The sequence below is a fragment of the Alteromonas sp. Mac1 genome (genome assembly GCF_001562125.1).
In the GTDB taxonomy this organism is placed as follows: Bacteria; Pseudomonadota; Gammaproteobacteria; order Enterobacterales; family Alteromonadaceae; genus Alteromonas; species Alteromonas stellipolaris.
This window is the reverse complement of the sequence record NZ_CP013932.1, coordinates 1,236,037-1,251,880: the sequence shown is the minus strand read 5'-3', so window position 1 is coordinate 1,251,880 and position 15,844 is coordinate 1,236,037. Positions and strand designations below refer to the sequence as shown.

The following is a 15,844-nucleotide window of genomic DNA, read 5'->3' as shown; positions in this document are numbered from 1 at the left end:
CTGAGTCCAAGCCTCTTTTACATTAAATATCCGTTGTTGGGAATTTATCGATTGCCGTTTTTAGCACATCTGACTCCGTTGGAGTAGCAATGCCAATACTACCGTCATTCTCTTTAGCAGTATCACCAGACAGCTTCCCAGGCTCAGCTACCGATGTGCTATCGCTTTCAGAATCAGAAGGAATAGACTCTATCGACGGTAAAATCAAATCTTCTGGTGGAAGCTCAAGATCTACGGTATCAATCGTTACTTCGGTTTCCAGCCCGATGGTAACAATATCGTTTTCCTCTGGAAGGGTAATTATGTCTTCCGGCAATGTGCTCTCAGATGTCACCACTTGAGAATCAGTGTTTAACTCGACGGTTTGTTCAGACTGCGCACTAAATTCAACAACGTTAGGCGCTTTGGGTTCATCAGTTGCTTCCGTTTCTATACCTTGTGATGCACTTACCGACCCCGATGAACTATTTGCCATAGTTTCAGCTGAGTTACTTGTTTCTACTACTGCTACACCTTCACCAGATGCCGTCACAAACACGTTAAACTCAGCCTGTTCGACAGTACCATCTGGATACTCAATACGGTAAGTAAAGGTATCTGTTAAGGTTCCACCAAATACGGCTTGCGTATTGTCCGGGGTATAAGTGTACGCGCCCGTTTCGTCAATTTGCAGCGTGCCGTAAGCACCCACTAACGAGATGCCCCCCGTAGCGTTTTGGAAGTTTGTTCCATCAGTAGATACAGTTACATCGTATGTTGGGCCAAACAGTACATCGTTTTCGAACAGATTGCCCGTAGCGGTTTGTACTTCTTCAACAACAAATTGGTCTAAGAAGTAAACTGTTGAGCTTAAATCGACACTAACGCCACCAAGAGCACTGGCTAAACCTGTATCCACATCCATTGTCACTCGGTATTCACCTGCTGTAAGACCAAATGAAGTAAAGCTACCATTTCCGTCGAGGCCAAGCAGGCCTATCAACTGGTCACTGGAGAAGGTTTCAACAACTTCCCATGTGCCGTTATTGTTTCGCTCAATGAATAGGTCCAGTCCTGAGCCCAATGATAATAGATCGCCTCCATCCACTGTTAAGTTAAGATCCATAGTGGTATCCGTTGCCACTGTAAACGTGTTGCTTTGGGTATCTACAGTGGCAGGAATAACAATACCAAGAGCGCCAATCAGCCAAGTGTATTCAAGCGCCTCGGCTTCAGCATAACCAGTGCTACTAGCAAAATCATAAATGAGTTCAGCACGAGCCGAGTCCGCAGATACCCCTTGTCCTGATAGATTAAAGTTTAAGTTTGCGGTAGAGGTATTCGTACCATCTGAAATGGTGTAGCTAAAGCTATCTGTACTACCCAAGCCGTCGCGCACGCCGTTGGCTACATAGGTGTAGCTGCCGTCTTCAAAGATGGTGAGGTCACCATAGTCGCCTTCAATAGTTACGCCCGATAGCCCAGTACCCAATACAGTCACTGACTCACCATTAGTATGGGTAACTTGCGTCACTACGCCGCCCTCGGCAATGCTATCGGCTACATCGCCTGTATTAGCGGCATCAATAACATTACCTGATGTTGTCGTACTACCTTCAAACGCGTATTCAGTGAGTGTTGAAGTTATATCGGTAGACTGAAGCAAGGTAAGTGTATTGCTTAGCAATGCCGCTGCGACAGCATCTAACACGCTATCTGCAAGAAGACTTAACCCGAGACCGTTTAGACCATTAGTAATAGTGCTGACCAAGTCACCGGCACCTATTGTCTCTGTTGCACCTAAAGCTGGCTCTAGAATGAAGGTGCGTAAAACCGTACCTAAACCAAGCCCATTTAATATACTCGCGTTAGTGCCGTTTAGTGCGTCCTCAACAGCAGTTAACACTACCTCTTGGTTTTCTTCCCCAAGCACTACGCCGCCATCACCTAACTCTGTTAGCGTAATCGAGCCGTCGCTATTTTGGTCGAATAATGTTTCAAGGGCACTTTCATCATTGCGAACAACCACGGTGTAATCACCGGCAGGTAGCCCTGAGAATTTTGCAACCAGCGTATCGTCACCGGTTAGTCCGATAAGGTTTATACCTACCGCATCACCTATTAACGGATTGTCCGGCGTCATAGCTGTAGCAACCACGTTGCCATCTGCATCAATAATGTCAACACGATACGCATCGGCAACGGCAACCAGCGCTGTTTGGCTGACTTCGACTACCACTTCGCCAAAGAAACCAGCATCAACGGTAAGCGTTGTGCTAGCCTCTGGCGAACCTGCCACTGGTGAGCCTTCTGCTAAGCCTATCACCTGGAAGTCGCTGTCGGTAACTGGTGCATTTACAATGGCAGTTTGTGCGCCCAGTTCCATGTCATTATTATCTGTCTGTGCTACTACTGGAGGGAAGTCGCTGCCAGAAATGGTGATGGTAAGTGCCGCAATATCAGAGGTTGCACCGTCTGATAGGGTGTAGTTAAACACTTCATCTTGGCCGATTGCACTGCGATCGCCGTCGGCAGTGTAGGTATACGTACCGTCTGCAGCAATTTCTAGTACACCATAATTACCTTGAATAGTAACTGTACCTGTAGCAGGAACAGTAACGCTATCACCAGATGCATTGGTAACAAGCGTCACTTGCGCGCCGTCTAAGATAGTGTCCGCGCCCACGCCACTTAAATCACCATTAATTAGGTTACCTTGTGCCACTAAATCACCCGTATAAGTGTATTCCGTTAACGTGGTGGTAATGTCAGTGTCTTGTAAAAGGGTTAAGGTATTGCTAAGCAACGCATCGGCAACAACACTTAAAATATCATCAAGGAAGCCAGTTAAGCCAATTGCATCAAGAGGGGCGGTAAGTAAATTAACAAGCTGGCCTGCGCCAATTACTGTAGTCGTATCCAGAAGTGTCTCTAGTACTCCTCTTACTTGCGTGCCAACCGTACCAAGTGGAATACCTAAAACGCCGGTATTTAACGTTGCTTCGATAGTATCAAGAACTACCGCCTGATTGTCTGGCCCAAGTACCACGCCAGCTGTACCAAGCTCATCAAGGTCAATATCGTTACTGTTGTCATTGTCTAACAAATCTTCAAGTAAGTTCTCATCATTGCGAACCACCACACTGTAGTTGCCAGCATCAAGGCCTGCTAACGTGAACGAAATGGTCTCGTCGCCGGTAACATCAAAAATGTCTAGGCCACCGACATCGGCAAGTTGTGAATCTGCGCTTACTCCTTGGTAAACAAGCTGACCGCTCTCGTCATACACCTCAACAATGTAGGCATCGGCAACAGCAACCAGTGCTATTTGGTCAACCTCTACTAACACTTCACCTACATGGTTAGGGGAAACGGTAAAGGATGCACTTGCATCAACACCGCCTGTAGCTTCAACTAAGCCGATAACATCTACGTTGCTGGTGGTTTCTGGTGGGTTGACCGTGACCACAGGCTCGCCCATATCGACTCCGTTTCCATCATTAATGGCATCGAGGGCTTGTACAACCACATTTTGGCTCGCTGTGCTTGCCGAATTACCGGCGTCGTCGGTGACTGTTGCCACTACCGAATAGGTACCCGCTGGTAGCGTTGTACCTGTTAAATCCAGGCTCCAGTTGCCGCTGCCATCAATGGTGAGTTCAGAGTCAGTGCCAAAGGTATAGGACGTGCCATCAATAATGACAGTCAGAGTAGTATTGTCACCAAGGTCAACTGTTCCATTGAAAATTAGCGTGCTGTCGCTGGTTATAAAGTCTCCAGCCACCCCAGAGTCGTTTGAGATACTGTCGAACGTTACCGTTTGACCATTATTGTTTTCATCAATACTGGTATCGATAACAATTGAACCTGTAGCTGAGTCAGAATTACCCACGGCATCTGTAGCGGTAACCGTTGCCGTGTAATTACCTTCAGCAAGCAAGGCGACAATATTGTCAGCTAGTGTCCATGTGCCGTTACCATTGTTGGTAGCGGTGTAGTCGTTACCGTCAATGGTTACTACCACAACCGCATTGGTGTCGTTTACCGTACCGGTAAGTTCAGGCGTGGTGTCATTGGTGGTCAGATCGTTTATGGCTACCGTAGGCGCAGTGGTATCAACCACTACGGTACCTGTGTTGGTCACCGTGTTACCCGCGGCGTCTGTGACACTCACAGATGTTGGGTAACTACCCTCTGCGAGCGTGGCGACTACATCATCGGCTAGTTTCCATGTACCATCACCATTGTTGGTAGCGGTGTAATCATTGCCGTCAATCGTCACCACCACAATTGCATTCGGATCGTTCACTGTACCGGTAAGTTCAGGCGTGGTGTCATTGGTGGCCAAGTCGTTTATTGCAACCGTAGGCGCAGTGGTATCAATCACTACGGTACCTGTGTTGGTGCTGACGTTACCGTCAGGATCGGTTGCGGTAACGGTTGCGGTATAGCTGCCTTCGGCGAGCGTGGCGACTGCGTCATTAGCCAGCGTCCACGTGCCGTTACCGTTATTAGTGGCGGTGTAGTCGTTACCGTCGATAGTCACTACCACAACTGCGTTCGCATCATCAACCGTACCTGTCCACTACCGGCGCTACAGCATCTACGGTATCAGACGCAGATCCGCTGGTATTGCCCGCTTCATCTGTAGCCGTGGCCGTTACTACAACACCATCAGACAATGGTGTATCAGGCGTAACGCTCCAATTGCCGTCGCCATCCGCGATGACGGTGAAATCTGGCGTGCCGTCGCCGTCTATATCTACATTTACCGTTGCGCCCGCTTCTGCAGTGCCTGTGATCTCAGTGCCGTTACCGGCATCAACAGTTGGCGCTGTTGGTGCTGTGGTATCAACCACTACGGTACCGGTGTTGGTGCTGACGTTACCGTCAGGATCGGTTGCGGTAACGGTTGCGGTATAGCTGCCTTCGGCGAGCGTGGCGACTGCGTCATCAGCCAGCGTCCACGTGCCGTTACCGTTATTAGTGGCGGTGTAGTCGTTACCGTCGATAGTCACTACCACAACTGCGTTCGCATCATCAACCGTACCTGTTAATGTTGCCCGCTGCGTCAGTTGCCGTTACGGTCACAATTACGCCATCGGAAAGTGGTGTATCAGGCGTAATACTCCAATTGCCGTCGCCATCAGCAATGACGGTGAAATCAGGCGTGCCGTCGCCATCCACGTCCACATTCACGGTTGCCCCTGCTTCGGCGGTACCAGTAATTTCGGTGCCGTTACCCGCATCTACAGTAGGGATCGCAGGTGATGTAGTATCAATCACTACCGTTCCTGAATTTGAACCCACATTGCCATCAGTATCCGTGGCAGTAACGGTTGCGGTATAGCTTCCATCTGCAAGTGCAGCCACTGCATCGTCAGCCAGTGTCCAAGTGCCATCACCGTTAATGGTGGCGGGGTAGTCGTTACCGTCGATAGTCAATACCACAACTGCGTTCGCATCATCAACCGTACCTGTCAGCGCTGGTGTAGTGTCATTTGTTGTTAAGTCGTTGAAGTCAACGACTGGCGCCGCCGCGTCAACGGTGTCTGAGGCTGGGTTGCTAATGTTGCCCGCTGCGTCAGTTGCCGTTACGGTCACAATTACGCCATCGGCATCTGCGATGACGGTGAAGTCTGGCGTGCCGTCGCCATCCACGTCCACATTAACGGTTGCGCCTGCTTCAGCGGTACCGGTAATGTCTGTGCCGTTGCCAGCATCGACGGTAGGCGATGCTGGTGCAGTGGTATCAATCACCACAGTACCAGAGTTAGTTCCGGTGTTACCATCGGCATCAGTGGCAGTAACCGTAGCGGTATAGCTACCTTCAGCCAGCGCAGCTACTGCATCGTCAGCCAGTGTCCAGCTGCCATCACCATTGTTTGTCGCGGTATAGTCTGTACCGTTAATGGTAACGACCACGATGGCGGTTGGATCGTCTACCGAACCGGTAAGTGCAGGCGTTGTGTCGTTAGTCGTTAGGTCGTTAAAGGCAACGATTGGCGCAACAGCGTCTACTGTATCTGACGCTGGGCTACTCGTATTGCCAGCTTCATCGGTTGCTGTTGCCGTGACAACCACGCCATCTGCTAGCGGTGTACTGGGTGTTACTGACCAGTTACCATCGCCATCAGCAATAACCGTGAAATCAGGTATGCCATCACCGTCAACGTCTACGTTTACGACAGCGCCTGCTTCGGCTGTACCGGTAATTTCGGTACCATTGCCTGCATCAACAGTAGGCGCAGCAGGCGCAGTAGTATCGATAACTCCACCATTTTCGTTTGCAGTCGCCGTATTGCCCGAGGCATCAGTGGCAGTCGCAGTGACAGAATAATTACCTTCAGATAAGGCCGCTGGCACATCTACAGAGAAGGTGCCATTAGCTTGAACAATGGCGTCAAAGGTTTGCGTATTACCAGCATTATCAGTAACGCTGATGGATACGATGCTACCTGGCGCAATATCTGTAGTACCGGAAATGGTCGGTGTTGTGTCATTTCCTGTACCAAGCTGATCCAAGGTTAGGTTTGGTACGCTGGTGTCAATATTTCCGCTGGTAGTATCAGATGCTGAGTTTCCAGCGGCATCAGTGGCGGTAGCGCTAACATTGAAGTTACCGTCTGCCATTGCATTAGGCACATCGGCGCTGAAGTCTCCGTTACTATCGACAATAGCCGTAAATGTCTGTTCTGCTCCTGCGCTGTCGGTGACGGTTATGGTCACTGAACTACCTGGGCTTAAATCGGTGCTACCGGTGATCGTCGGCGTGGTATCGTTACCTGTGCCTTGTGCATCTAAGTTGATAGTCGGCGCGGTAGTGTCTACGCTACCGTTTGTTTCAGTGGCAGTAGTCTCATTACCTGCTGGGTCTTGGGCAACCGCTGTGACGGTATAGCCTCCTTCAGCCATTAGGTTAGGCACGTCGGCCGAGAAACTGCCGTCTCCCTGAACGGTTGCATCGAAGGTCTGGCTTACACCTGCGTTGTCCGTAACCGTAATCGTTACCGTAGCACCTGCAGGCAGGTCAGTATTACCTGATATCGTCGGCGTTGTGTCACTCTCTGAGTCTAACGCGTCTAACGATAGGCTAGGGGCTGTCGTATCAATAACGCCCGAATTGTCTACAGTACTGGTGCTATTACCCGCTTCATCACTCGCTGTTGCCTCAACACTGTATGCACCTTCTGCCAATGGCGCAGGCACATCCACTGTAAAGTTTCCATCTACATCAACCGTAGCTGTGAGGGTTTGAACATTTCCTGAGCTGTCAGTTACTACAAGAGTAACTTCACTACCCTGCGCTAGGTTTGTGCTACCAGATAGGGTAGGCGTTGTGTCATTGCCTTCCTCTAGTGGCGTTAAGGTTAGTGATGGTGCTGTAGTGTCTATGTTTCCTGTATCACCTGCTGTCGCTGTGTTGCCTGCTTCATCGCTAATAGTAGCGCTTACCGTGAAGTCGCCTTCAGCTAAATCGGTACCCGGGGAGATAGAGAAAGACCCATCGGCTAGTACAACAGCACTTAAGGTCTGGGTTGCACCAGCGCTATCCGTTACCAAAATAGTGACCACAGAGCCTGCAGGTTCATCGGTTGTACCGGTAATGAGTGGCGTCGCGTCGTTAGTGGTATCGGCAACATTTATAGTAAGTGTAGGTATTAGTGTATCGACTACACCTGTCTCGTTATCGGTTGTACTGTTACCTGCTGTATCAGTGGCGGTTGCTGAAACAGTGAAGTTTCCTTCAGCCATCGCCGCTGGTACGTCGGCAGAGAATACGCCGCCCGCGGCAACCAGTGCAGAGAACACTTGGGTATTACCCGCACTATCAACAACGGTTATTTGCACTGTAGAACCTTGAGGCAAATCTACAGTACCGCTAATGGTTGGTGTTGAATCGTTAACTGCGCCTGGCTCGTCCAGCGTAATAACAGGCGAAATCGTATCGATTACGCCGGTTTCAGCGTCGGACGCTGTATTGCCAGCTTCATCAACGACGGTAGCTTGAACTGTGTAGTTACCCTCTGCCATAGTGGCAGGTACTTCTACGCTAAAGGAGCCGTCGCTTTGTACGGTTGCTGATAAGGTTTGTACATTGCCAGCGTTATCGGTGACGGTAATTGAAACCGTGCTTCCAACAGGTTGATCGGTTGTACCGCTAATGGTTGGTGTTGCATCATTGCCAACACCTGGATCTTCCACATCAATAGCCGGGGATGTGGTATCTACCACACCGCCAGTTTCAGAGTCAGAACCCGTATTACCCGCACCGTCAGTCACCTCTGCGACAACGGTGTAGTTACCTTCTGCCAAATCAGCAGGCACGCTTGCACTAAAGGTGCCATCACCTTGTACTGCTGCAGTAAAGGTTTGAACTGCTCCAGCACTATCTGTTACTGTTAAAGTGACGGTGGAACCACCTGGCGCATTCGTTGTACCTGAAATAAGAGGTGTAGCGTCGTTTGTTCGACCAAGGGCATCTAACGTAATGTCCGGTGCGGTCGCATTAATATTGCCGCTATCAGCGACGGTCGTGCTATTGCCTGCAGCATCACTCGCACTGGCTGTTACATCGTAATCGCCATCAACAAGCGCGCTGGGTACTTCAACTGAGAAAGTGCCATCCGCGTTTACCGAAGCGGTAAGATTCTGTACATTACCGCCTGCATCGGTGACAACCAGTGTAATTGTTGCTCCCTCTGGAAGGTCAGTAGTACCGCTCAATATTGGCGTTACGTCATTACCGCTGGCCACTGGATCTAAGTTGATAACAGGTGGAGTGGTGTCAACTGTACCGTTGTTATCAACCGCTGTGTTTTGATTACCTGCATCATCAGTCGCCGTCACTTCTACGGTGTAATCGCCTTCTGCAAGGTCAACCGGCACATCAGCGCTAAAGCTGCCGTTCGCTTGAACGGTGGCTGTGAAGGTTTGCGTATTGCCCTGGTTGTCAGTCACGCTAATGCTTACAGTGTTGCCCGCAGCCAAGTCGGTGGTTCCCGATATAGTCGGTGTAGCGTCGTTGGTTAGACCTTGTGCGTCTAACGTTATGGTGGGGGCTGCTGTATCTATGATGCCGTTATTATCTATTGCGGTTGCTGAATTACCCGCATCGTCAGTCGCAGCGACGGTCACACTGAAACTGCCCTCAGCTAAATCGGCAGGAACATCAGCACTGTAAGTGCCATCGTTTTGAACGGTTGCTGTGAATGTTTGGGTATTTCCAGCGTTGTCTGTCACGCTTATGCTAACTGTGTCGCCAGCATTGAGGTCTGTGGTTCCAGAGATAGATGGCGTTGCATCATTGCCAAGCCCTTGTGTATCGATGGTTATCGATGGGGCTATGGTATCGATGTTTCCGTCATTTTCGGTTACTGATGCACTGTTGCCAGCGCCGTCAGTGGCGGTCGCAGTAACAGAATAGTCACCTTCAGGTAAGCTTGCAGGGACATCAGCTGTAAAGCTTCCATCGCCTTGCACTATGGCACTGAATGTCTGTGTGTTTCCAGCACTGTCAGTCACAGTTAGCGTTACAGTGCTACCTGGTGCTAAATCGGTATTACCTGAAATGGTTGGCGTGGTGTCGTTATCTGACTCTAATGGTTCAAGCGATAAGGTCGGCGCTGCTGAGTTTATATCGCCACTTACTGTATCTGTAGCGGTATTGCCTGCAGCATCAGTCGCGGTTGCAGTAACATCGAAGTTTCCGTCAACCATAGGATTAGGCACATCGGCACTGAAGTCGCCGTTACCATCTACGGTTGCAGTAAACGACTGCACAGTGCCAACACTGTCAGTTACTGTAATCGTCACCGTGCTGCCTGCATCCAAATCTGTGCTACCGCTAATAGTTGGTGTGTTATCGTTTCCTGTACCAAATGGATCTAAGGTAATCATTGGCGCGGTTGAATCGACGCTACCGCCAGTTTCAGAATCAGAACCTTGGTTGCCTGCAGCGTCTTGAGCGGTTGCGGTGACCGTATAGTCACCTTCAGCTAATGGTGAAGGTACATTGGCTGCAAAACTGCCGTCGGTTTGTACCGTAGCGGCAAAGGTTTGCGTATTACCCGCACTGTCGACCACCGTTAATGTAACAATGGCGCCAGCTGGAAGGTTTGTGGTGCCAGAAATAGTTGGCGTAGCGTTATTCTCTGGCGTTAATTCGTCAAGGTTTAGCTCAGGTGGCGTGATGTCGATATTCCCCGAATTATCGAGTCCCGAAGTACTATTGCCTGCTTCATCAGTGGCGGTAGCTTCAACACTGTACGAGCCTTCAGCCAGTGCCGCGGGTACGTCAACCGTAAAGTTCCCTGCAGCATCAACCGTTGCTGTAACCGTTTGAATGTTGCCTGCACTATCTGTGATAACCAAAGATACAACACTGCCTTCGGCTAGATCTGTACTACCCGAAATGGTTGGCGTTGTATCATTGCCTAATCCTTGAGGATCTAAGGTTAGGGTAGGTGCTGTGGTGTCGATGGTGCCCGTTGCATTGGCTGACGCACTGTTGCCAGCATCGTCGGTGGCCGTTGCGGTAACCGTATAGTCACCTTCGACCAGCGCAGCTGGCACATCTACAGTAAAGTTGCCGTTTGCATCAACCGTTGCAGTGACAGTTTGGATATTGCCAGCGTTGTCGGTAATCGAAACTGTTACAGTCTCACCTGCTGCTAGGTCCGTAGTACCTGAAATGGTAGGCGTAGTATCGTTATTTGAACCCAGCGCATCTAGCGAAATAACGGGGGCGACGGTATCGACGATACCGTTATTATCAGTGACAGATGCACTATTGCCGTTGCTGTCAGTAGCGGTAGCCGTTACTGAGTAATCGCCCTCGGCAAGAGGCGCGGGGACATCAGCACTAAAGTTACCGCTCGCATCAACTAGTGCAGCAAAGGTTTGCGTATTGCCAGCACTGTCAGTGACTGAAAGCGTAACGGTCGAACCGGCGGGTAGGTCAGTCGTACCCGATATGGTTGGTGTAGTATCGCTAACCGTAACTTGAGCATCTAGTGTCAGCGCAGGCGCGCTGGTATCTAGCGTACCGGTATCAGAGGTGGTAGTTGTATTACCCGCATCGTCTGAGGCACTTGCTGTTACCGTGTAGCTGCCGTCTGGTATAGCGTTTGGAACATCCGCGCTGAAGTCACCATTCGCGTCCACAATGGCGTCAAAGGTTTGTGTATTGCCTGCGCTATCAGTGATGGTTAACGTTACCGTGCTTCCCGTTGCTAAATCAGTGCTGCCCGATATGTTAGGCGTTTCATCGTTGCCTGTGCCTTGCGGGTTTAGCGAAAGTACAGGAGCAGTGGTGTCAATATTGCCACCGTCTTCAGATGCGGTTGTTGAATTACCTGCATCATCTGTTGCAGTAACTTCGACGCTGTAATCTCCTTCAGGCAGTGGAGACAATACCTCTGTTGCAAAGTTGCCGTCAGCATCAACCAATGCGTTAATGGTTTGCGTGTCACCATTGCTGTCAGTTACGGTGATCACAACGACAGAGCCTTCAGGTAAATCTGTATTACCTGAAATAACCGGCGTAGTGTCATTACCTGAATCTAACGGGTTAACGGTAACAATAGGCGCTTGTGTATCAATACTTCCATTTGTTTCGTTTGCCGTCGCGGTGTTGCCTTGTGCATCGCTTACTGTTGCCGTAACGGTAAAGTCGCCTTCAGCCAGAGCGCTAGGCACATCGGCACTGAATGTACCGTCTGCTTGCACGGCTGCTTGGAAACTTTGCGAGTTACCATTGGCATCTACCACAGTAATGGTAACCAGTGTGCCAGGTGCCACGTCGGTAGTACCTGTGATAGTTGGGGTAACATCGCTGGTAGCGCCTTGTGTATCAAGGGTTAACAGCGGCGCTTCGCTATCTACATTACCTGTTGTATTGGCATTCGCGGTATTGCCTGCACTGTCGGTTGCAGTGGCAGTCACAGTAAAGTCGCCGTCAGCTAGTGCGTTTGGCACATCTACGCTAAAGCTACCATTTGCATCGACCAAGGCATTGATAGTTTGCGTGTTTCCAGCGCTATCTGTTACGACAAGCGTAACCGTGTTTCCTTCAGGAAGGTCAGTGGTGCCTGAAAGCGTAGGTGTGGTGTCACCCGTGCTGCCAAGGTTTTCAAGGGTAAGCGTAGGCGCGGTAGTATCAATGGTGCCGCCATTATCGGTCACCGCTGTAGTATTGCCATCACCGTCGGTCGCACTGGCGGTTACTGTGTATGCTCCATCAGTCAGCGGGGTATTAACATCCACACTGAAGATTCCGCCGGTGCCTACCGTCGCGGTAATCGTTTGCGTGTTCCCTGCGCTATCCGTTACGGTCAAGGTTACCGTACTTCCTTCAGGTAAGCTTGTGGTGCCTGAAATAGTGGGCGTGCTGTCATTCGTTTCGCCTTGATCATCTAGCACTAACGTGGGTGCATTGGTGTTAATGTTACCAGTTTCGTTGTCTGTAACTTCATTGCCTGCCCCGTCTTCTGCCGAGGCAGTAACCGTGTAGTCTCCATCAGCGAGTTCTTGCGGTACGTCGACAGAGAAGTTGCCGTTAGCATCGACCAAGGTGTTGATAGTTTGCGTGTTACCTGCGCTATCAACGACCGTTAGCGAGATAACACTTCCTTCAGGCAGGTCGGTGCTGCCCGATAAAGTTGGTGTGGAATCGTTACCAGAACCCACTGGGTTTAAAGATAGCGATGGTGCGGTTGTATCTACAATGCCGCCGTTCTCTGTCACGCTCGCGGTATTACCATTGTCATCGACAGCGGTTGCTGTAACGGTGTAGTTACCTTCTGCCAATGCGCTAGGTACTTCAGCGTTAAAGTTTCCGTTTTCATCAACAAGGGTTTCAATGGTTTGCTGATTACCTAAGCTATCGGTGACAATCAGTGTTACCGTGCTACCTTGTGGTAAATCTGTCGTGCCACTAATTAGTGGCGTGATATCGTTGCCAATGTCTTGAGGGTCAAGCGATAGTGTTGGTGCTGCGGTATCAATATTGCCCTGTGTTGACGCAGAGTCTTGATTACCCGCATCGTCAGTGACTGTGGCGGTAACGGTAAAGTCACCGTCGGCAAGCTCTGCCGGCACGTCAACAGAGAAGGTACCGTCATTTTCGACAACAGTGTCAAAGGTTTGTGTATTTCCCGCACTGTCTGTAACAGTGATTGATACACTGCTACCTGGTGCCTGGTCTGTGTTACCTGAGATGGTTGGCGTAGTATCATTAGTACTGCCTTGTGCATCTAAATTAACCAGCGGCGATGTAATATCGATATTACCGCCAGTTTCCGTTGCTGTAGCGGTATTGCCGTTCGCATCGGTTGCCGTCGCCGTTACGCTATATTCACCTTCCGCTAAAGGATTGGGGACATCGGCATTAAAGTTGCCCGAACCGTCTACCGTTGCCGTAAATGTTTGCGTATTGCCAAGCGCATCGGTAACAGACAGTGTGACAGTGCTGCCAGCGGGTAAATCGGTAGTGCCGGAAATAGTGGGCGTGGTGTCGTTATCATCACCCAGTGGGTCAAGGGTTAAGCTTGGCGCATTGCTGTCCACGGTGCCAGTTTGTGAAGTCGAAGCACTATTACCCGCAGCATCGGTAGCTGTTGCTTCAACAGTGTAGTCGCCGTCAGCGAGTTCGGCAGGAACGTCTGCGCTAAATTCGCCGTTCGCGTCTACTGTGGCAGTAAAGGTTTGGCTGTTTCCAGCACTATCGGTAACGGTAAGTGTAACCGTGCTGCCCACTTCTAAGTTCGTTGAACCGCTAATTGAAGGTGTCGTGTCATTACCGGTGCCAAGTGGCTCTAGTGAAATGGTAGGTGCTTGCGTATCAATGTTGCCGCCATTTTCAGTAACGGTAGTTGTATTGCCTGCATCGTCTGTAGCACTGGCCTCTACGGTATATTCACCCTCAGTAAGCGGCGTTTGCACGTCGACGCTAAAATCACCGTTTTCATCAACGATGGCATCGATAGTTTGTGTGTTGCCAGCGCTGTCGGTCACCACAATGGTTACTGTTGAACCAGGTGGTAAATCGGTAGAGCCTGAAATCGTTGGCGTGGTGTCGCTAACGTCACTTTGCGGGTCTAGAGAAAGTACTGGTGCGGTAGTGTCTATGTTGCCACTGTTGTCGACAGCGGTGGTTGTATTACCCGCTGCATCAGTTGCTTCGACAGAAACCTCATAGTTGCCTTGTGCTAGCGCTTCTTCGACATCGGCGCTGAAATTACCATTTTCATCAACAAGGGCGGTAACAGTCTGCGTATTACCCTGGCTATCGGTAACGGTAATAACGACTTCGCTGCCTGCGGGCAAATCCGTATTACCTGAAATCGTTGGTGTTGTGTCGTTAGTATCCGTTTGCGGGTCGATATTCACAACCGGTGGGGTGGTATCAAGTACAGTAGTGGCCGTGGCGGTAGAGCTATTACCATTTTCGTCTGTCACCGTCACTTCAATCTCATATGCGCCCTCTTCAGAGCCAGGAGGGAATGCTACATTGAAGTTGCCATTCTCATCGGTTGTCCCCGTTATTGTCTGACTGTTGCCGTCGCTATCGGTGATAACAACCACAACCTCTGAATTAGGGGCGTCTGACGAACCCCCTATGCCTTCACTACCGTTGGTAGGAGAGCCGGTTTCAATAACGACGTTCGGACCTTGGGTATTAATAACTGCATCGATTGATACCGAAGTGGTGTTGCCCGCCACATCAGATACAGTAGCGGTTATCGTGAAGTCGCCGTTTGCGAGTGCTTGCGGCACTTCAGCACTAAAGCTACCGTCTTCTTGCACAATTGCAGTAATAGTTTGCGTAGTGCCATCTGAATGCACGATTTCTAGTGTTACTACTGCACCTGGTTCTGCGTCGGTGTCGCCAATTATCACTGGCGTGTCATCATTGGTTGAGCCAATAGGTTCGAGGCTAATGGATGGCGCCGTGGTGTCAATTTCGCCGGTTACTGTAGTGGTAGAGCTATTACCTGCCGGTGTCGTTACAGTAACATCTACCGTGTACTCACCTTCGCTAAGCTCCGCTGATACATCTTCGTTGAATGTGCCGTCTGCGCCTACAGTGGTAACTATCGTTTGTTCGTTACCCTCACTATCTGTAACGACAATGACGACTTCACTACCAGGAGGTGCATCAGTCTCACCAGACATGTTTGGCGTTGTATCGTTCGTCGGTGCAGGTTGATTTAGGGTCGTCGACGGGCTAGAAGAATCGTAATCGCCGCTAGTTGTTGCTTGCGCTATGTTACCCGCACCATCGGTCACCTCTGCAGTTACGCTGTATGTACCCTCAGCCACAGCATTTGGAACTTCAACGGTAAAAGTACCATCGGCTAGTACGGTGGTGGTAAAGGTTTGAGTAACGCCTGCACTATCGGTAACGTTAAGTGTTATTGTGCTTCCTGGTACCGCATCCGTTAAACCAGAAAGTGCGGGTGTAGCATCGCCATTTATTCCAGGGTCGTTTAATGAGATGGTTGGTGCAGTCACGTCGATAGCGCCCTGTGCTTCGGCACTGGCCGTATTTCCTGCTTCATCTGTCACGCTGGCGTTAACCGTAAATTCGCCTTCAGCTAATTCAGCCGGTACGTCTGCGCTGTAGGTTCCATCAGCTTGAACAATCGCAGTCACGGTTTGCGTGTTGCCCGCACTATCGGTGATGGTCAATGTAACCGTACTGCCAGGTGCGGCATCGGTTGTACCAGAAAGCGAAGGCGTAGTGTCGTTGTCAGTGCCTTGTGCATCTAACGCAATTGCCGGTGCAGTCGTGTCAAACAGAATATTCACCTTCTGCTAATGATACAATATCGAAATCAGGCCTTGGTTGCCGCTTAGAAAT

Annotated in this window: 1 pseudogene; it reads right to left on the bottom strand. The window is 50.2% G+C overall.

The features are described from left to right. Positions 1–22: 22 nt before the first annotated feature. Positions 23–15,777, bottom strand: a pseudogene (locus tag AV939_RS05170) (BapA/Bap/LapF family large adhesin); the annotation flags it as partial. Between the last annotated feature and the right edge of the window lie 67 nt (positions 15,778–15,844).